Below are 17,366 nucleotides of genomic sequence, written 5' to 3' on the forward strand. Positions count from 1 at the left end.
CATGCTACACATTATCGACGACGAAGAGGTCGTACGCGACTCCCTGTCCTGGCTGGCCGCCTCGCGCAGCATCGAGGCGCGCAGCTACGCCAGCGCCCAGCAATTCCTCGATAGCCTCGACGGCGGCTTCGACGCCGCCGGCGACTGCGTGCTGCTCGACGTGCGCATGCCCGACATGAACGGCATCGCCATGTTCGACCAGCTGGTCAAGCGCGACCTGACGGCGCGCCTGCCCGTGATTTTCCTCACCGGCCACGGCGACGTGCCGATGGCCGTCGACAGCCTGAAACGGGGCGCCTTCGACTTCTTTGAAAAGCCGTTCAACGACAACGACCTGATGGACCGCGTGCAGCAGGGCCTGGCCAACTCGCGCCAGGCCGGCGAACTGGCCGCCGTGCACGCGCGCCTGGCCACCCTGTCGACGCGCGAACGCGAAGTGCTGGACCTGATTTTGGCGGGCAAGATGAACAAGGTGGTGGCCGACAAGCTGGGCATCAGCATGCGCACCGTGGAAGTCCACCGCGCGCATATCTTCGACAAGATGCAGGTCAAGACGGCGGTGGAGCTGGCGGGGTTGTTGAAGTAGTTGCGGTAATAATTGCAGTGATGTTGGATTACGCGGCGCTTGCGCGCCGCTAATCCAACCTACGCCGTATATTGCAACGTAGGTCGGCGTAGGTCGGGTTAGCGCAAAGCGCGTAACCCGACACCACTACCATCACGCATCGTGATGCTCATGGTGCTCCGCCGCCCCATGCTTCCAGTAACTGGCCACGTGCAGATGCTGCTTCGGCACCCCGGCGTCGATGAAATGCCCGCGCAAACCCTGCACCTGCGCATGCTCGCACGCCACCCACACGTAGCCATCTCCCTCTGACGGTAGCGCGATCTGGCGCAAGGCGTCGAGCAGCAGCGGTCCCTTGCGGCCATTGCGCGCCACCCAACGCACATCCAACTGCGCCGCGCACTCGAGCGCGATCTGCTCGCCGTCTTCGACGATCTCGATCACGGCGATAGCCAGCGCAGTGGCCGGCAGCTGCTCCAGGCGGCGGGCGATGGCCGGCAAGGCCGTCTGGTCGCCCACCAGCACATACCAGTCGAAGTCGAGCGGCACCAGCATGGAGCCGCGCGGGCCGCCCACGCCCAGGGTCTGGCCGGGCGCCGCTTGCGCCGCCCACAGCGATGCAGGCCCGTCGCCATGCAGCACGAAGTCGATTTCCAGCTCGCGCCGTGCGGCGTCGTAGCGGCGCGGCGTGTAGTTGCGGGCGATGGGGCGCGGCCCTTCCGCGTACTGGATCGGGTTGGCGCCGTTACCCAGCACGGGAAACACGGGCGTGGCCTGGCCCGGCGCGGGGAAGAACAGTTTCACGTGATCGTCATGCGCGGGCGAGACAAAGCCGTCCAGGTCATCGCCCGCCAGTGTGATGCGGCGCATGTGCGGCGTCAGCTGCTCGGTGCGCACGACGGTGAGCACGCGCAATTTCAAATCGTGGCGCACGCGCTCGATGGCGTGCGGGCGGGGTGCTGTTTGTGGTGCAGTGGTCATGTGCTTGTCCTTGTAAAGTGGGCTCAGTGGCCGTCGACGATGGCGTTCGCCGCCTGTTCCAGCACGGCGGAGACACGCTCGGCTTCCGCCTCGCTCCAGCTGGTCTTGTTCAGCAACAGCGCATGCTTGAGGGTGTGCATGGCCTGGCGCACGCGCTCGGGCAAGGCATTGCGCGCCTGGACGCGGGCAAACATGTCGAGGCGGGCCAGGATGCCGTCCACCTGGGCGCGGTTCTCGTCGAGATACGCACGGCCCAGGTCCGTGATCGTGTAAAGCTTCTTGCCGCTGGCGCTTTCGGAGGACGTCACATGGTCCTGCTCTTCCAGCAAGGTCAATGTCGGATACACGGCCCCGGGGCTGGGGGCGTAGGCGCCGCCGCAACGCTCTTCGATGGCCTTGATGATTTCATAGCCGTGGCGGGGGCTGATTTCGATCAGCGCCAGCACGATCAGCGGCAAGTCGCCGCGGCCGAAAACGCGCTCGGCACGTTCGCCGCGGCCGCCCCGCCCGCCAGGACCGCCGCCCATGCCGCCCATGCCATCACCGCGCTCGTCGAAGCCGCGCGGGCCGCGGCCATGCATGTAGTATTCGTGGCGATGTTCGCCATGGTGGTGGTGGTGCTGGCCGCAATGGCCGTGATGATGATGGCCGCCGTGGCCGTGTTCTGCGTGGTGTGAGTTTCTCATGTTTTCTCTTTAAAGATATATCGTTAGTAGGTATCGACATTTTATAACGATATATCGATAAGTCAAGGAGAAATTTGTTATGCTCGTCTTTTCCCAACCGACACGCCCATGCCATGCCTGAAAAAACCGTTGCTGAAAAAATGTATGTGAAAAATGCCAAGGCCCTGGCCGTGCTCAATGACTGCGGCGAGCATGCCGCCCTGCTGGCGCAGTTGCCTGCCGAGCGGCGAGCGAGTGAGGGAGAGCGCGCCGACTGGCTACTGCTGTTCGCGCGCAGCCGCACGGAACTGGAGCAGTTCCTGCCGGCGGCGCAAGCGCGCCTGGCGCCCGGCGGCACGGTCTGGGTGGCCTACCGCAAGGGTGGCATAAAAGCGGGCAGCGACATCCACCGCGACGCTATCCGCGACTTTGCGCAATCCGTGGGACTCGACAGCGTGGCGATGGTCGCCATCGACAGCGAGTGGTCGGCGCTGCGCCTGAAGCAGGTTTAATGTAGACGAAGGTCAAGCGATGCCGTGCAAGGCCAGCGCCCATTCGACGTGTTCGCGCACGATGGCCGACGGGTGCGCGCGGCGCGACAGCAGGGCCGCGACGATGTCGGGCTGACCACGGGCCTTGGTGGCCGCGTTGCCCATGCCGACGGCCAGGTTGCGCAGCCAGCGTTCGTGGCCGATGCGGCGGATCGCGCTGCCTTCCATGCGGCGGTTGAATTCCTCTTCCGTCCAGGCGAACAGCTCCACCATGCCGGCGCTGCCCAGGCTGTGGCGCTCGTCGAAGTCGGGCACGACGGCGCGCTGGGCGAACTTGTTCCATGGGCAGACGGTCTGGCAATCGTCGCAGCCGTACACCTTGTTGCCGATCAGGGGGCGCATCTCGACGGGAATCGCGCCCTTCAGCTCAATCGTCAGGTAGGAGATACAGCGGCGCGCGTCAAGCTGGTACGGCCCCAGGATGGCTTGCGTCGGGCACACCGTGATGCACGCCGAGCACTGGCCGCAGCGCGGGGGCTCCGGCGGGTCGACGGGCAGCGGCACGTCGATGAGGATCTCGCCGAGGAAAAAGAAGGAACCGCCCTGGCGGTTGATCAGCAAGGTGTGCTTGCCGCGCCAGCCCAAGCCGCCCTTTTGCGCCAGCTCGACTTCCATCACGGGCGCCGAGTCGCTGAAGACGCGGTAGCCGAAGTCGCCGATCTCGCCCTTGATGCGCTCGGCCAGCTGCTGCAGGCGCGAGCGCATCACCTTGTGATAGTCGCGGCCCCGCGCATACACGGAAATCACGGCCGCCGACGGATCGGCGTCGCGCGCCGCCTCGTGCGCGCGCCAGTCGGGCCCCAGCGCCGGCGGCAGGTAATTCATGCGAGCGCTGATGGCGCGCACCGTGCCCGGCACCAGTTCGGCCGGGCGCGCGCGCTTCATGCCGTGGCTGGCCATGTAATCCATTTCGCCGTGATACCCTGCATCGAGCCACGCCTGCAAGGGCGCTTCCATGTGCGACAGATCCACGTCGGCGATGCGCACCTCGGCAAAACCCAGCTCGCGCCCCCATTCCTTGATGGTGCGCGCCAGGACGGCGAGATCGGTGGTGGTGGCGGACATAGGGGACTTTACGGAAAACGGCAGGCGCGCGGGCGGTTACAATGACAGCAGCCTCCATTTTATGCGATACGGAAGATAATGACCGAACACTTCAAAGCCCACCTCCACGACGAAGCCGGCACCGCCGCGCTGGGTGCCGCGCTGGCGCGCGCGCTGGCGCCGGGCCTGGCGATCTACCTGCACGGCGACCTGGGCGCCGGCAAGACGGCCCTCACGCGCGCCCTGCTGCACGCGGCCGGCCATGCGGGCCACGTCAAAAGCCCCACCTACACCTTGTCCGAACCGTACACGGTGCAAGTCGACGGCCAGAGCGTCAACGTCATCCACTTCGACCTGTACCGCATGGGCAGCGCCGAGGAATTTCTCGACGCGGGCTTTCGCGAAGACTTCGACGGCCGCAATATCTGCATCGTCGAATGGCCGGAGAAAGCCGAACCGGTGCTGCCGCCGGCCGACCTGAATGTTTATTTGAGCGTTGCGGGTACAGGACGTGATGTAGAATTGCAAGCGTCTTCTGAATTGGGTCTGTCATGCCTTCACCGTCTCAAATTCGCCCCGAACCTTTGATCTCCTCGCCCATCACCCGGCGCACGGTACTCAAGGCCGGCGGCACCCTGCTGTTGTCCGTGTTCGCGCCCATGTCGGCGATGGCGGCGCAAATCCTCGCCGTGCGCGTCTGGCCGGCCGAGGACTACACGCGCGTCACCCTGGAAAACGACAGCATCCTCAAGGCGACCCACTTCATCGTCAAGGACCCGGAACGGCTGGTGGTCGACATCGAAGGGCTGGAACTCAATCCCACCTTGAAGGGCCTGGTGGCAAAGATCCAGTCGAACGACCCTTACATCAAGCAGGTGCGCGTGGGCCAGAACCGGCCAAACGTCGTGCGCCTGGTCTTCGACCTGAAAGAGGAAGTCACGCCGCAGCTGTTTACCCTGCCGCCGGCCGGCTCCTACAATCACCGTTTGATCTTCGACCTGTATCCCGTGCGCGAGCCGGACCTGATCGCGCAAATGATCGAAAAAGGCGACTGGTCGAGCGACCCCGCCAAGCCGCCCATGGCCGGCACGCATACGCCGCCGCCCGCGCTGCCCCTGCCCGACAGCGGCAAGCCGCCCGTGGCCGCCGTGGCGCCGCCGGTAGCACCCATCGTGCCGCCCGTGCCCGATATCCGCCCGGAACAGCGCCCGGAAGCGCGGCCCCTGCCGGGCCAGAAAGTGGTGCGCATGATTACCATCGCGCTCGATCCCGGCCACGGCGGCGAAGACCCGGGCGCCATGGGCAGCCGGGGCAGCCGCGAAAAAGACGTGGTGCTGGCCATCGCCAAGCGCCTCAAGACCAAGCTGGAACTGCAACCGAACATGCGCGTCATGCTCACGCGCGACGCCGATTTCTTCGTCCCGCTGGGCATGCGCGTGGAAAAGGCGCGCAAAGTGCAGGCCGACCTGTTCGTCTCGATCCACGCCGACGCCTTCATCCAGCCGACGGCGCGCGGCTCGTCCGTCTTTGTGCTGTCCGAAAAAGGCGCCACCTCGACGGCCGCACGCTGGCTGGCCAACAAGGAAAACCAGGCCGACCTGATCGGTGGCGGAACGTGAAGAACCACGACAAGCAGCTGGCCAGTGTGCTGCTCGACCTGTCGACGACGGCGCAGATCAATGACAGCATGAAGCTGGGCAAGGCCGTGCTGCGCGAAATCGGCGGCATCAACCGCCTGCACAAGGGTTCCGTCGAGCAGGCCGGCTTCGCCGTGCTGAAAGCGCCCGACATCCCTTCCATCCTGATCGAAACGGCCTTCATCTCGAATCCGGAAGAAGAAGCCAAGCTGACCGACAACGGCTACCAGGACCAGATGGCCGACGCCATCGTCACGGGCATCAAGAATTACTTTGCGAAGAATCCGCCGCTGGCGAAAAGCCGTTTGACCTGACATGAAAGCCTAGCATGAGCAACAGCACCTTTGGCCAGCTGCCGGCCGTGACCATCCGCGCCGCCGACGGCGCGCAGGCGACCGTCACCCTGTACGGCGGCCACCTGGTGTCGTGGCAAACCAGCGATGGCCAGGAGCGCCTGTTCTGCAGCCGCGATTCCGCCCTCGACGGCAGCCGCGCCATCCGGGGCGGCGTACCCGTGATCTTCCCCCAGTTCGGCGCGCGCGGCACGGGCATGCGCCACGGCTTTGCGCGCGTGTCGACGTGGCAGCTGGAATCGAGCGGCGACAACGATGGCGCCGCATGGGCGCAATTTGCCCTGACCGCGGCTGACTTGCCGGAAGCGATCGCCGCAAGCTGGCCCTACGCGTTCACGTTGCGCCTGCGCGTGGCCGTCAAGGCGCAGTCGCTGGAGCTGCACCTGTCCGTGCACAACACGGGCGAACAGGCATTTCCGTTCTCGGCTGCCCTGCACAGCTATTTTGCGATCGATCAGTTGAGCGAGGCGCGCGTCAAAGGCCTGCAGCGCGTGCGCTATTCGGACGAGACGCCGCAAGATGCCTTGCAGGCGGAAGAGGAGCTGCAATTTTCGGACAAGCTGGACCGCATCTACTACCAGCTGCCGGGCGCCCTGACCCTGCAGGCGGGCACCGCCACCCTGCGCCTAGAGCAGCAGGGCTTTACGGACGCCGTCGTATGGAACCCGGGCGCGCAAGACGCTGCCGCCCTGCCCGACCTGGCCGACGACGAATACCAGCATTTCATCTGCATCGAACCTGCCCTGATCCAGCCCGATACGCTGGCCGCCGGCGCCGCATGGAGCGGCCGCCAGCGCCTTGAATTCGTTTAATTCGATTCCTTGATGATGCGTCCATTACCGGGTTGCACCGGGCGCGCATTCAAGGGATACAAACGGCTGAACAGCGCCATCTGCGCCGGCGATGCCTGCACCGGCTGCTTCATCACCAGCCACAGCACGCCCTCGCTGCACGGCGGCGAAGTCAGCGATCCCATATACGTGTAGTAGTCGCGCCGCGCCGGCAGCATCTCGGCCGGATCGAGCAAAATGGTCGGCTGCATGGTCTCGAATTTTTCCAGAGGCAGGTTGTTCCACACGGTCTGGATGGTCGCTTGCGGCGCGCCCCGCTCCAGCAGCAGGGCCAGCACGGCCAGCCGGCCTTCCGCGTCGCGGTGCACCAGGTGCACCACCATCTCGAACGCCTTGCCATTGATGCGCTCTTCGGACGGGCGGTGGAAATGGAATTGCTGCAGCTCGAACATGCGGTTCTGCACCGTGATGTAATTGCCGCCGCTCACGCCCACCTGCACCGTGTGGCCATTGTCGACTACGCTGAACGACGAGGGGTGGTAGTCAAAGCTGATCTGTTCGAGCTCGACCTTCATGCCGTCGCGGATGTCGATCGGCGACTGGCGGCTGCCATTGCCGCATTTGGCCCAGTCGACATTGATCTTGCTCCAGTTGGCGGGGCCACTTTCCCCCTCGTACGACCAGTGCGTGCCACGCGGCACGGGCGGTGGTGGCGGCGGCGCAGCCTTCACCACGGCGGCGCGCTTGGCGCGGGCAGCGGCGCGGGCCGCCTGCGTGGCGCGCATTTCCGCCAGGCGCGCCGCGATGCGTTCGGACAGGTCGACTTCGGGCGCTTCTTCCTTCTCGCGCGCCGTGGGCGCGACGACGACAGGCGCCTTGGCCTCCTTGCCCTTGACCGATTCCGTCAGGGTTTTCATGGCGGCCGCGCGCGCCGACGCCGACATGGGCGCGGATGCGGCGGCGCTCGCCGAGGCGGGGGCATCTTTGGCGCTTGCCATGGCCGCCATCGCGGCAAGGCTGCAAGCTAACAGGGCGCTCAAATGTCGCATGGAAATCCAGAAAGTGAGAATACCCTCTGGTTTACGGCTGGAAAGCAACAAAACTTGAATCAGCGCGGGAGTAAAACAGAAACAACCTGGAGAAAAACGGGATCCGGGGCCGGCTGCGGACTGAGCCGCAGCGCGCTTGCCCTGGATTCATGCGGCCTTACGCCGACTTGCCGACCATGCGCTTGTAGAGTTTCCACATGCCGCCCAGTACTACCGGCACGACGGCGGCACCGACACCGATCAGCACGATCAAGGTCAGGTGGTCGCGGATCCATGGGATATTTGCCGAAGAAGTAGCCCGCCGTCACCAGACCGACCACCCACAACAGGGCGCCCGTCACGTTGTACATCTGGAAGCGCGCGTGCGTCATGTCGGAAATGCCGGCCACGAAGGGGGCGAAAGTGCGCACCACCGGCACGAAACGGGCCAGGATGATGGTCTTGCCGCCGTGCTTTTCAAAGAATTCATGCGTGCGGCGCATGGCATCCTTGTTGATCCAGCGGTAATCGTGGGTAAACACCCTTTGCCCGATGGCCTCGCCTATCCAGTAATTGAGCGTGTTGCCCGTGACGGCGGCCGTCACCAGCAAGGCGATCAGCAAGCCCAGGTGCATTTGCCCCGTCGCGCAAAACGCGCCGGCGATAAACAACAAGGTATCCCCAGGGAAGAAAAACAGTACCACGAGGCCTGTCTCGCAAAAAATAATGGCAAACAGCACTGCATACACGAGGGTACCGTACTGCTCGATCAAGAGACCCAGCGTCTTGTCGACATGCACGATCATGTCGAGGAATTGCACAAAATCCATATATTTTTCCCTAAAGGTAGCGGCGGAATCATACACCACCCGGCCAGCGCAACGGCAGTCCCCGGCCCGATATTTCAGGATTAATTATGCGTCGCCCTTGCGCGTGTGGCAATTTAAGTAAAGGTTAAGGAAACGCCGTCGCGGCAGGCAACTGCCAGGATTACCATCCGCAATGTTTTTACAACGAAACATTGCCATTCCGGTATACACTTTCTGGCCGGCGCAACCCGCGTCCACCAGGAGAAAACATGTATCGACACCCATTGAGCGGCCTGACCATGGCCACCGTACTGGGCCTTGCACATCTGGCCGCCCACGCGGCGCCCGTCCAGATCAAGGCGCCCGCCGAACTGCCCGCCAAGGCGACCTTGGCCGACGTGATCAAGGCCTCGAAGCCATCCGACTGGCGTGTGCTGGACCCGGACAACACCTTGTACATGGACATTCCCGCCGGCCGCGTGGTGATTGAACTGGCGCCGGACTTCGCGCCAAAGCACGTGGCCAACATCAAGGCCCTGGTGGCGGAACAGTATTACGACGGCCTGGCCATCACGCGCGCGCAGGATAACTGGGTGGCGCAGTGGGGCGATCCGAACGAGAAAAATCCCAAGCCGATCCAGCACGCCCAGCGCACCCTGCCTGGCGAATTCACCGTGCCATTGACAAACATCAAGAGCTTCACGCGCCTGCCGGACGTCGATGGCTATGCGCCGCAAGTGGGCCATTCGAACGGTTTTCCGTCCGCGCGCGATCCGAAAACCGGCACGGCCTGGCTCACGCATTGCTATGCCACCGTAGGCGTGGGCCGCGACAGCGCCAGCGACAGCGGCGGCGGCACCGAGCTGTACGCCGTCATCGGCCAGTCGCCGCGCCACCTGGACCGCGACATCACGGTCGTCGGCAGGGTCGTCTCGGGCATGCCATTGCTGTCGACGCTGCCACGGGGCACGGCCCCCATGGGCTTTTATGACAGCCCCGAGAAAAACGTGCCGATCAAGTCCATCCGCCTGGCCGCCAGCGTGCCTCTGGCACAGCGCAGCCACCTGGAAGTGATGCGCACCGACAGTGCCGCCTACCAGGCCGTGCTGGAAGCCCAGCGCCACCGCGGCGGCCCCTGGAGCAAGGTCACGGCCGGCCACGTCGACCTGTGCAATGCGCCGATACCGGTGCGGGAGGTGGGGAAGTAAATATGGACCAAGGCTGGGGTCAGACCCCCGGGTACGTTGGCGCCAAATTTTGTGTTAACGGTGTTGAGGGTCTGCCCCCAAGAACGTTGGCGCTACGCTTTGCGTTCGCGGCGTTGCAGGTCTGACCCCGGTATAATTACCGCATGAACGCTCCCATCACGCCCCACCGCCCGATCCAGGCCCTGCCTGACCAGTTGATTTCGCAAATCGCCGCCGGCGAGGTGGTCGAGCGGCCATCGGCCGTGGTCAAGGAACTGCTGGAAAACGCGCTCGACTCGGGCGCCACGCAGATCACCGTGCGGCTGGAAGAAGGGGGCGTGAAACGCATCGCGATTACCGACAACGGGCGCGGCATTGATAAAGATCAGTTGCCGCTGGCCTTGGCGCGCCACGCCACCTCGAAGATCGCTTCCCTGCACGACCTGGAAAACGTGGGCACCCTGGGATTCCGGGGCGAGGCGCTGGCCTCCATCGCCTCGGTCGCCGCCGTCACCGTGACCTCGCGCACGGCGGACGCGGCTCACGCCTGGGAAATCGTCGGCTCGCACAACGGCAGCGTTTCGCCGTCGTCGGGCGCGCACGGCACCACGGTCGACGTGCAGGACCTGTATTTCAACACGCCCGCGCGGCGTAAATTCCTCAAATCCGAGCAGACGGAGTACGGCCACTGCGCCGAAGTCGTGCGCCGCATCGCCCTGGCGCGGCCCGATGTGTCGTTCTCGCTGTCGCACAACGGCCGCACCATCGACCAGTGGAATATCAGCGAACTGGCCAAGCGCAGCGCCCACATCCTGGGCAACGACTTCGCCGAGGCGCGCCTGGCGCTGGACGAATCGGCCGGCACCTTGCGCATTCACGGCTTTGCCGGCTTGCCGACGGCATCGAAGGCGCGCGCCGACGGCCAGTTCTTTTATGTCAACGGGCGCTTCGTGCGCGACAAGCTGCTCGTGCACGCCGTGCGCATGGCGTATCAAGACGTGCTGCATGGCGACCGTTTTCCATCGTACGTGCTGGCGCTCGACCTCGATCCGGCGCTGGTCGACGTCAACGTGCACCCGTCGAAGATCGAAGTGCGCTTCCGCGACAGCCGTTCAGTGCACCAGTTCGTCTTCCACGCGGTGCAGCGCGCGCTGGCGCAAACGTCGGCCACGGCCTTCGGCAGCGTGCCGGCACCGCTGCCGGCAGCCTCCAGCCTCGGCGGTGATACCGCAGGCGCGGGTTTGGGCGGCCCCGGCATCTGGCGCCGCGAACAGACGCAGACCTCGTTCGGCGCGCAATTCACGAATACCTTTGCACCGGCCTCGCCCGGCGCGGCCCGCCCCTTCTTTGCCGACGCGCCAGGCGTGGGACAAGACACGGCGGCCTACGGCGCCCTGTTCGGCGGCGGCGCAGGTGCCGCCAACTCGCCGGTCACGCAGGCGGAGCCCTACATCGCCTCGCCCGAAGCGATGGCGCGCGAAGAATATCCGCTGGGCTTTGCCCTGGCCCAGCTGCACGGCATCTACATCCTGGCGCAGAATACCAAGGGCCTGGTGCTGGTCGACATGCACGCGGCGCACGAGCGCATCCTGTACGAGCAGCTGAAGAACGCGCTGCAGGCGCAGGTGTCGGGCCAGGACATGCAGGTGCAATCCTTGCTGATACCCGTGACGTTTTATGCGGACGCCATCGAAGTGTCGACGGCGAATGAAAACCAGGAGACGTTAAAAGCGCTGGGCTTCGACATCGCCGCCCTGTCGCCCACCACCCTGGCCGTGCGCTCCGTGCCGACCCTGCTGAAGAACGCCGACGCGCAAACGCTGGCGCGCGACGTGCTGCGGGACGTGCGCGAATACGGCGGCTCGCGCGTGCTGATCGAGCGCCAGAACGAATTGCTGGGCACCCTCGCCTGCCACACGGCCGTGCGCGCCAACCGGATTTTATCAGTGCAGGAAATGAACGCCCTGCTGCGCCAGATGGAGAGCACGGAACGCGCCGACCAGTGCAACCATGGCCGGCCCACGTGGGTGCAGGTCGAGATCAATGCGCTGGACAAGCTGTTCCTGCGCGGCCAGTAAAAGAGCCTGAAAAACGTCCATGGCGGCGTTGCACTGCCTCGCCGTGCTAGCCGTACTGTCTTCGGCAATGCGCCTTGCCCTGAACGTTTTGCCAGTCTCTTTTGCACCACATCATACAAAACCAACATGCAAAACACCCCACACCTCCCCCTGGCCGTCGCCATCATGGGCCCCACGGCCAGCGGCAAGACGGCCAGTGCGCTGGCCATCGCGCAAGCCATCCCGTCCGAGATCATTTCCGTCGATTCCGCCCTCGTTTACCGGGGCATGGATATCGGCACGGCCAAGCCCTCGCAAGAGGAGCTGGCCCAGGTTCCGCATCATTTGATCGACATCATCGACCCGCTCGATGCCTATTCCGTGGCGCAGTTCCGCAACGATACCCTGCGCCTGGTGGCGGAGATCTCGGCGCGCGGCAAGCTGCCGCTGCTCGTCGGCGGCACCATGCTGTACTTCAAGGGCCTGGCCGATGGCCTCGACGACTTGCCCGGCGCCGACCCTGCCCTGCGCGCCCAACTGGAAGAGGATGCGGCCGCCATAGGCTGGCCCGCCATGCATGCGCGTCTGGCCGAGCAAGACCCGGTCACGGCGGCGCGCCTGGCGCCGCAGGACGCGCAGCGCATCGGCCGCGCGCTGGAAATCATCGCCCTGTCGGGCCAACCCATGTCGGCCCTGCTGGACCGGCGCGAAAAGACCGTACTGCCATTCCGGCTGCAATCGTTCGCGCTGGAGCCGTCCGACCGCGCCGTGCTGCATGCGCGCATCGCCTCGCGCTTCGACCTCATGCTGAAAAACGACGCCCTGCTCGATGAAGTGGAGCAGCTGCGCCGGCGCGGCGACCTGCACCCGGGCCTGCCATCGATGCGCTGCGTCGGCTACCGCCAGGCCTGGGAATACCTCGATGGCCGCATCGACCGCGCCGCCCTGCGCGAGACGGGCATCATCGCCACGCGCCAACTGGCCAAACGGCAGCTCACCTGGCTACGCTCGATGCCGGAGCGCATCGTCATCGATTGCCTGGGACGTGAGCCGGCCGCGGCCATGCTGACGCAGATCCAAGCGTTGCTGAAATAGTCACGACAACAATCCACCACGAAAAATCCACACATTTTTTTGCGCCGGCATTGACAAGGAAATGGGAAGACTGGATAATGCTCGGCTGTTGGGTGATATAGCTCAGTTGGTTAGAGCACAGCATTCATAATGCTGGGGTCGGTGGTTCAAGTCCACCTATCACCACCAAAGAACATCGATCAGGTTTCCCCTGATCACAACCAGCATCCGGTCTGACCGGTCTGTTTGGTGATATAGCTCAGTTGGTTAGAGCACAGCATTCATAATGCTGGGGTCGGTGGTTCAAGTCCACCTATCACCACCAAGAATTTGCAGCACTGATAAACCCGCCTCTGCCCCGTGCAGCGGCGGGTTTTTTCATTTCCGGCACCGCCGCACATGCGGCCTGCGCGCAACACCTGCCCCAGCCGCATGCAATCGGGGATTGTGGCGAGACGCCGCTCGCGCTTACAATGAGAATAATTCTCATTTATAATATTCATCATCCATGTCCACCATCCAGCCCAGCCTGCAACAGCAAGTGCAGTCGCTCTACAGCGAGCATCACGGCTGGCTGGTCGGCTGGCTGCGCAAAAAACTCAGCTGCCCGCATGGCGCGGCCGATGTGGCGCAAGACACCTTTGTGCGCATCATCGCCTCGCGCGACGCGCTGTTCGGCATGCGCGAGCCGCGCGCCTACCTGTCCACCACGGCAAAGCGCTTGCTGCTCGACCGCGCGCGCCGGCAGGTACTCGAGCGCAGCTACCTGGCGGAACTGGCCCTGCTGGCCGACAGCCTGCCCGGCGCGCCCTCGCCGGACGAGATCCTGATGGCCGTGCAGGCGCTCGGGCAGATCGCCACGGCGCTGGCCGGCTTGTCCGCCAAAGCGCGCGATGCCTTTTTGCTGCACTACCTGGAAGAACAACCGCAGGCCGCCGTCGCCGCGCAGCTGAACGTCTCCACGCGCATGGTGCAAAAATACCTGGTGCAAGCCTTGCTGGCCTGCCGCCACGCCTGCCCGGGCATGGCGGCATGAATCGCCCCCGCACGGATATCGCCGCCGAACAGGCCGCCCGCTGGATCGTGCGCCTGAGCGCCGACGACCCGGCCGAGCGCGAACAGGCACGCTCCGGCTTCGCCGCATGGAAGGCGGCCGACCCGCGGCACGCCAACGCAGCGGCCGGCATGGAAAACCTGCTGCGTCAATTGCACGCCGTGCGCGAGCCGGCCGGCGGCGACCATCGGCCCGCGCGCGCCGCCCTGGCCGCCATCGCCCCCGATCGTCCCCGCCAGCGTCTGCGCCAATTGGCCGCCGCCAGCGCCGTTGCCGTACTCGCGCTGACCGGTGCGCTGGTCATCAGCGAGCGCCCCGCCTACCTGCTGGCCGACCTGCGCAGCCCAACGGGACAATGGCACACGCACACCCTGGCCGATGGCAGCCGCCTGACCCTGGGCAGCGACAGCGCCGTCAACGTGCATTTCAATGCGGGCGAGCGGCATGTGGAGCTGGTGCGCGGCGACATCCTCGTCGACGTGGCCAAGGATGCGCAGCGCCCCTTCATCGTCGACAGCGGCCAGGCGGCGATTCGCGCGCTGGGCACGCGTTTCAGCGTGCGCAGGGATGGCGCCGCCACCACCCTGAGCATGCTAGAGTCCAAAGTGTCGGCGCAGGTGCCGCGGCATCCGGCCATCGTGGTGCAGGCGGGCCAGCGCACGCGCATCACGGACGATGGCGTAGGCCCCATCACGGCCATCGATGCGGCCGGCGTGCAGGACGCCTGGCGCGCACACCAGCTGGTGGTCGATGACCAGCCGCTGGCCGAGGTGCTTGACGAGCTGGCGCGCCACCGCCCCGGCCAGCTGCATTACGACCACGCGCAAATCGCCGGCATCCGCGTGGCGGCCGTGCTGCCGCTGGACGACACGGACAAGGCGCTGCAGCTGTTGATCGACAATTTCCCGCAACTGCGCATCCGCATGCTGACGCGCTACCTGGTGATGGTCGACGCGCCAAGCACTGGCACCGCAAAAAAATAATTTGCCACGCTGGTTCGTGTTGGCGCATCTCGTGCGTCAAGGCAGCTGAGATCATTCAAAAAAGGCTGTCACCATGTACGCTCAAGTCGTTGCCGTTTCCTCCCCGAACACCCTGCGCACGCGTCTGCGCCCGCTGGCCCTGGCGGCCATGCTGCTCGCTGGCGCCGGCCTGCACGCCCAGGCTACCGCCCAGACCACCCCGGCTGTCGCCAGCTACGCCATCCCCGCCGGCCCGCTGGCCGGCGCCCTGAACCGCTATGCGCAGCAGGCGGGCGTCTCCATCGTCATCGATGCATCCCGGGTGCAGGGCTTGACCAGTGCAGGCCTGCAAGGCAGCTACGCCATCGATGACGGTTTCGCCGTGCTGCTGCGCGGCAGCGGCTACGCCATCGGCAAGACGTCCACCGGCTATGTGCTGGTGGCCGCGCCGGCGCCCACGCCCACGGCGGCGATCGGCACTGCTTCAGCGGCCGAACGCACCATGCCCTCGATTACCATCGTTGGCCAGGCCGAGCAAGGCGCCACCACGGAAGGCAGCGGCTCCTACACGGCGCGCAAGCTCACCATCGGCAAGGGCGAGCAAGCGATGAAGGACATCCCCCAATCCGTGAGCGTGCTGACGCGCCAGCGCCTGGAGACCAGGGCATCACGGATCTGCGCGAAGCCGTCAACAACGTCACCGGCGTGGTGGGCGTGCATGGCGTGGGACCGGGCGTGGTGATCACGGCCCGCGGCTTCCAGATCGATCAATGGCAGTACGATGGCGTGCCCATCGACCGCAACACCTATGCACTGGGTAACTGGGGCCAGGAAAACATGGTCATCTACGACCGCCTGGAAGTGCTGCGCGGCGCCTCGGGCATGCTGGTCGGCACGGGCAGTCCCGGCGGCTCCGTCAGCCTGGTGCGCAAGCGCCCGACCGCCGCGCGCAGTGTCAGCATGACGGCGCGCGCCGGCTCGTGGGACCATTACGGCGCACAGCTCGACGTCAGCATGCCCCTGAATGCGGACGGCAGCCTGCGCGGACGCGCCATCGTCGATGAAGACGATACCCATTCCTTCGTCGACCAGGTATGGAGCCAGAACCGCACCCTGTACGCGGCGCTCGACTACGACCTGGGACCGGCCACCACCCTGGGCCTGGCCATCAGCAACGTCAACGACCATGGCCGCCCCACCTTTATCGGCCTGCCCCGCTACGCGGACGGCAGCGCGCTGAACCTGCCCCGCTCCACCTTCACGGGCGCCGACTGGAACCGCAGCGAGGCCAAACAAACCAACGTGTATCTCGATCTGGAACACCATTTCAACAGCCAGTGGAGCCTGAAGGCATCCGCCGTGAACATGAAGGAAAACACCGGCTCCGTGCACCAGCGCGTGGCCTTGCCCATTAATCCCGACGGCAGCGGTGCGAGCTATGCCGACTTTGGCATGGATTTCGACAACCGCAAGCGCGGCATCGATACCTACGTGCGCGGCAAATTCGACGGCCTGGGCATCGCGCAGGAAGTCCTCGTGGGCGCCAGCTACGTCACGATGGCGTCGGACGACGTCTACGCCCGCGTTTGGGAATCCGGTGCGGACGTCTTCAACATCAGGCACAACCGCCCATGGCAAGACCTCGACAGCATCGCCGCGCGCCCGAAGGGCGTGCGTCCCGTCAGCACCTATGAAATACGCCAGAAAGGCCTGTATGGCAGCTGGAACGGCCAGTTGACCAGCAAGCTGAAAGCCGTGCTGGGTGGACGCTTCAGCTGGTACGACTTCGTGTATGCGACGCCCAAAGGTCCTGAAGAACAGCTCAACGCCACCGCCAAGTTCACGCCATCGGTAGGCCTGATCTACGCGCTCGATCCGCAATGGTCGGCCTACGCCAGCTATGCCGACATCTTCACGCCACAAAGCATCCGCGATGCGCAAGACAAGGTCCTCAAACCCATCACGGGCAGCAACTACGAGGCGGGCATCAAGGGTGAGCTGATGGATGGCAAGGTCAACACCTCGCTGGCCGTGTTCCGCTATGACCACAAGAACCGTGCCGTCACCGACTATGCTGCGGGCATGGTGTGCGCCGACGGGTACTGCTCGCGCGCCTCGGGCAAGGTGCGCAGCCAGGGCCTGGAAGCGGAAGTGTCGGGCGAAGTGGCGCGCGGCTTGCAGCTGTCGGCCGGCTACGCCTATACGACGACGACCTATCTGAACGACCCGGACAGCCAGGGCAAGGTCTTTTCCACCTGGACGCCGAAACACATGCTGCGCGTGTGGTCCAGCTACACCCTGCCGGGCGCATGGGACAAGTTCAGCGTGGGCGCCGGCGTCAACACGCAAAGCCATACGCTCGATACCAATAGTACCTTCAAGGTTGCAGGCGTCTCGATCTGGAATGCACGCATGGCCTGGCAAGCCACGCCCCAAGTGGCCCTGTCGCTCAATGTCAACAACGTCTTCGACAAGAGCTACATCATCCCGGCCTACAACACCACCGGGTCGAATAACTACTATGGCGACCCGCGCAACGTGCAGTTCACCTTGAAATACACGCCGAAGTGGTAAAACGATTGAAAAGCTGAAGGCCGGCACGCTGGCC

At 64.9% G+C, this 17,366-nt stretch carries 15 protein-coding genes, 2 tRNA genes and 2 pseudogenes; 14 read left to right on the top strand and 5 right to left on the bottom strand.

Translation table 11 applies throughout. The features are described 5' to 3' along the window. The first annotated feature begins 1 nt into the window (after position 1). Positions 2–586, top strand: a complete 585-nt coding sequence (locus ACQVLG_RS02735) for a response regulator transcription factor (protein WP_230539955.1) — start codon at positions 2–4, stop codon at positions 584–586. A gap of 132 nt (positions 587–718) precedes the next feature. On the opposite strand, the gene ACQVLG_RS02740 is transcribed toward ACQVLG_RS02735, so the two are convergent. Further along, the gene (locus ACQVLG_RS02740; RefSeq protein ID WP_230539956.1) at positions 719–1,546 is read right to left on the bottom strand and encodes a siderophore-interacting protein; all 828 of its coding nucleotides are present in this window, start codon (positions 1,544–1,546) and stop codon (positions 719–721) included. A gap of 23 nt (positions 1,547–1,569) precedes the next feature. Further along, positions 1,570–2,127 carry a PadR family transcriptional regulator gene (locus tag ACQVLG_RS02745; RefSeq protein WP_474292755.1) on the bottom strand — a complete coding sequence of 186 codons (558 nt, stop codon included), beginning with the start codon at positions 2,125–2,127 and terminating at the stop codon, positions 1,570–1,572. A gap of 218 nt (positions 2,128–2,345) precedes the next feature. Between ACQVLG_RS02745 and ACQVLG_RS02750 the strand changes: the two genes are divergently transcribed. Next, positions 2,346–2,723 carry a DUF3052 family protein gene (locus ACQVLG_RS02750; RefSeq protein WP_230539958.1) on the top strand — a complete coding sequence of 126 codons (378 nt, stop codon included), beginning with the start codon at positions 2,346–2,348 and terminating at the stop codon, positions 2,721–2,723. Positions 2,724–2,735: 12 nt separating this feature from the next. Here the strand turns inward: ACQVLG_RS02750 and queG are convergent, their stop codons facing one another. Next, on the bottom strand, positions 2,736–3,827 hold the full coding sequence (gene queG / locus ACQVLG_RS02755; protein ID WP_474292757.1) for a tRNA epoxyqueuosine(34) reductase QueG: 1,092 nt from the start codon (positions 3,825–3,827) through the stop codon (positions 2,736–2,738). 78 nt (positions 3,828–3,905) lie between these two features. On the opposite strand from queG, the gene tsaE reads away from it, so the two are divergent. The 3 genes and pseudogenes from tsaE (at position 3,906) to ACQVLG_RS02770 (ending at position 6,608) form a co-directional block, all read left to right on the top strand. Beyond that, on the top strand, positions 3,906–4,394 hold the full coding sequence (gene tsaE / locus ACQVLG_RS02760) for a tRNA (adenosine(37)-N6)-threonylcarbamoyltransferase complex ATPase subunit type 1 TsaE (protein ID WP_474292758.1): 489 nt from the start codon (positions 3,906–3,908) through the stop codon (positions 4,392–4,394). Next, positions 4,358–5,757, top strand: a pseudogene (locus ACQVLG_RS02765) (N-acetylmuramoyl-L-alanine amidase). The gene tsaE and the pseudogene ACQVLG_RS02765 overlap by 37 nt, the downstream one beginning before the upstream one ends. Positions 5,758–5,771: 14 nt before the next feature. After that, a complete protein-coding gene (locus tag ACQVLG_RS02770; RefSeq protein ID WP_474292760.1) occupies positions 5,772–6,608 on the top strand; it encodes a D-hexose-6-phosphate mutarotase in 837 nt (278 codons plus the stop codon). On the opposite strand, the gene ACQVLG_RS02775 is transcribed toward ACQVLG_RS02770, so the two are convergent. Together ACQVLG_RS02775 and ACQVLG_RS02780 are read right to left on the bottom strand one after the other, a co-directional pair. Beyond that, positions 6,605–7,585 (bottom strand): carbonic anhydrase, encoded by a 981-nt coding sequence (locus tag ACQVLG_RS02775; protein ID WP_474292762.1) that lies wholly within the window; start codon positions 7,583–7,585, stop codon positions 6,605–6,607. The genes ACQVLG_RS02770 and ACQVLG_RS02775 overlap by 4 nt on opposite strands. Positions 7,586–7,793: 208 nt before the next feature. Continuing rightward, a pseudogene (locus tag ACQVLG_RS02780) lies at positions 7,794–8,445 on the bottom strand (VTT domain-containing protein). A gap of 248 nt (positions 8,446–8,693) precedes the next feature. Here ACQVLG_RS02780 and ACQVLG_RS02785 point away from each other — a divergent pair. From ACQVLG_RS02785 to ACQVLG_RS02825, 9 genes are all read left to right on the top strand, one after another. Further along, complete coding sequence (locus ACQVLG_RS02785) at positions 8,694–9,632, top strand: peptidylprolyl isomerase (RefSeq protein ID WP_474292764.1); 939 nt, start codon at positions 8,694–8,696, stop codon at positions 9,630–9,632. A gap of 143 nt (positions 9,633–9,775) precedes the next feature. Next, positions 9,776–11,689, top strand: a complete 1,914-nt coding sequence (gene mutL / locus ACQVLG_RS02790; protein WP_474292766.1) for a DNA mismatch repair endonuclease MutL — start codon at positions 9,776–9,778, stop codon at positions 11,687–11,689. 126 nt (positions 11,690–11,815) lie between these two features. Then, the gene (miaA, locus tag ACQVLG_RS02795) at positions 11,816–12,763 is read left to right on the top strand and encodes a tRNA (adenosine(37)-N6)-dimethylallyltransferase MiaA (protein WP_474292768.1); all 948 of its coding nucleotides are present in this window, start codon (positions 11,816–11,818) and stop codon (positions 12,761–12,763) included. 91 nt (positions 12,764–12,854) lie between these two features. Then, positions 12,855–12,931: transfer RNA gene (locus tag ACQVLG_RS02800), tRNA-Met, on the top strand. Positions 12,932–12,990: 59 nt separating this feature from the next. Next, a tRNA-Met gene (locus tag ACQVLG_RS02805) sits at positions 12,991–13,067 on the top strand. Between the two features lie 183 nt (positions 13,068–13,250). Continuing rightward, positions 13,251–13,778 carry a sigma-70 family RNA polymerase sigma factor gene (locus tag ACQVLG_RS02810; RefSeq protein ID WP_230539967.1) on the top strand — a complete coding sequence of 176 codons (528 nt, stop codon included), beginning with the start codon at positions 13,251–13,253 and terminating at the stop codon, positions 13,776–13,778. Beyond that, the gene (locus ACQVLG_RS02815) at positions 13,775–14,779 is read left to right on the top strand and encodes a FecR family protein (RefSeq protein ID WP_474292770.1); all 1,005 of its coding nucleotides are present in this window, start codon (positions 13,775–13,777) and stop codon (positions 14,777–14,779) included. The genes ACQVLG_RS02810 and ACQVLG_RS02815 overlap by 4 nt, the downstream gene beginning before the upstream one ends. A 73-nt stretch (positions 14,780–14,852) precedes the next feature. After that, on the top strand, positions 14,853–15,500 hold the full coding sequence (locus ACQVLG_RS02820) for an STN domain-containing protein (protein WP_474292772.1): 648 nt from the start codon (positions 14,853–14,855) through the stop codon (positions 15,498–15,500). After that, positions 15,464–17,332, top strand: a complete 1,869-nt coding sequence (locus ACQVLG_RS02825) for a TonB-dependent siderophore receptor (protein ID WP_474292773.1) — start codon at positions 15,464–15,466, stop codon at positions 17,330–17,332. The genes ACQVLG_RS02820 and ACQVLG_RS02825 overlap by 37 nt, the downstream gene beginning before the upstream one ends. Positions 17,333–17,366: the final 34 nt, after the last annotated feature.

Source organism: Janthinobacterium sp. TPC_1 (genome assembly GCF_056037845.1).

Bases quoted from the DNA above. Each gene is read 5' to 3' on its own strand.
- ACQVLG_RS02735 (WP_230539955.1), top strand. From the start codon at position 2: ATGCTACACATTATCGACGACGAAGAGGTCGTACGCGACTCCCTGTCC.
- ACQVLG_RS02740 (WP_230539956.1), bottom strand. From the start codon at position 1,546: ATGACCACTGCACCACAAACAGCACCCCGCCCGCACGCCATCGAGCGC.
- ACQVLG_RS02745 (WP_474292755.1), bottom strand. From the start codon at position 2,127: ATGCATGGCCGCGGCCCGCGCGGCTTCGACGAGCGCGGTGATGGCATG.
- ACQVLG_RS02750 (WP_230539958.1), top strand. From the start codon at position 2,346: ATGCCTGAAAAAACCGTTGCTGAAAAAATGTATGTGAAAAATGCCAAG.
- queG (WP_474292757.1), bottom strand. From the start codon at position 3,827: ATGTCCGCCACCACCACCGATCTCGCCGTCCTGGCGCGCACCATCAAG.
- tsaE (WP_474292758.1), top strand. From the start codon at position 3,906: ATGACCGAACACTTCAAAGCCCACCTCCACGACGAAGCCGGCACCGCC.
- ACQVLG_RS02770 (WP_474292760.1), top strand. From the start codon at position 5,772: ATGAGCAACAGCACCTTTGGCCAGCTGCCGGCCGTGACCATCCGCGCC.
- ACQVLG_RS02775 (WP_474292762.1), bottom strand. From the start codon at position 7,585: ATGGCAAGCGCCAAAGATGCCCCCGCCTCGGCGAGCGCCGCCGCATCC.
- ACQVLG_RS02785 (WP_474292764.1), top strand. From the start codon at position 8,694: ATGTATCGACACCCATTGAGCGGCCTGACCATGGCCACCGTACTGGGC.
- mutL (WP_474292766.1), top strand. From the start codon at position 9,776: ATGAACGCTCCCATCACGCCCCACCGCCCGATCCAGGCCCTGCCTGAC.
- miaA (WP_474292768.1), top strand. From the start codon at position 11,816: ATGCAAAACACCCCACACCTCCCCCTGGCCGTCGCCATCATGGGCCCC.
- ACQVLG_RS02810 (WP_230539967.1), top strand. From the start codon at position 13,251: ATGTCCACCATCCAGCCCAGCCTGCAACAGCAAGTGCAGTCGCTCTAC.
- ACQVLG_RS02815 (WP_474292770.1), top strand. From the start codon at position 13,775: ATGAATCGCCCCCGCACGGATATCGCCGCCGAACAGGCCGCCCGCTGG.
- ACQVLG_RS02820 (WP_474292772.1), top strand. From the start codon at position 14,853: ATGTACGCTCAAGTCGTTGCCGTTTCCTCCCCGAACACCCTGCGCACG.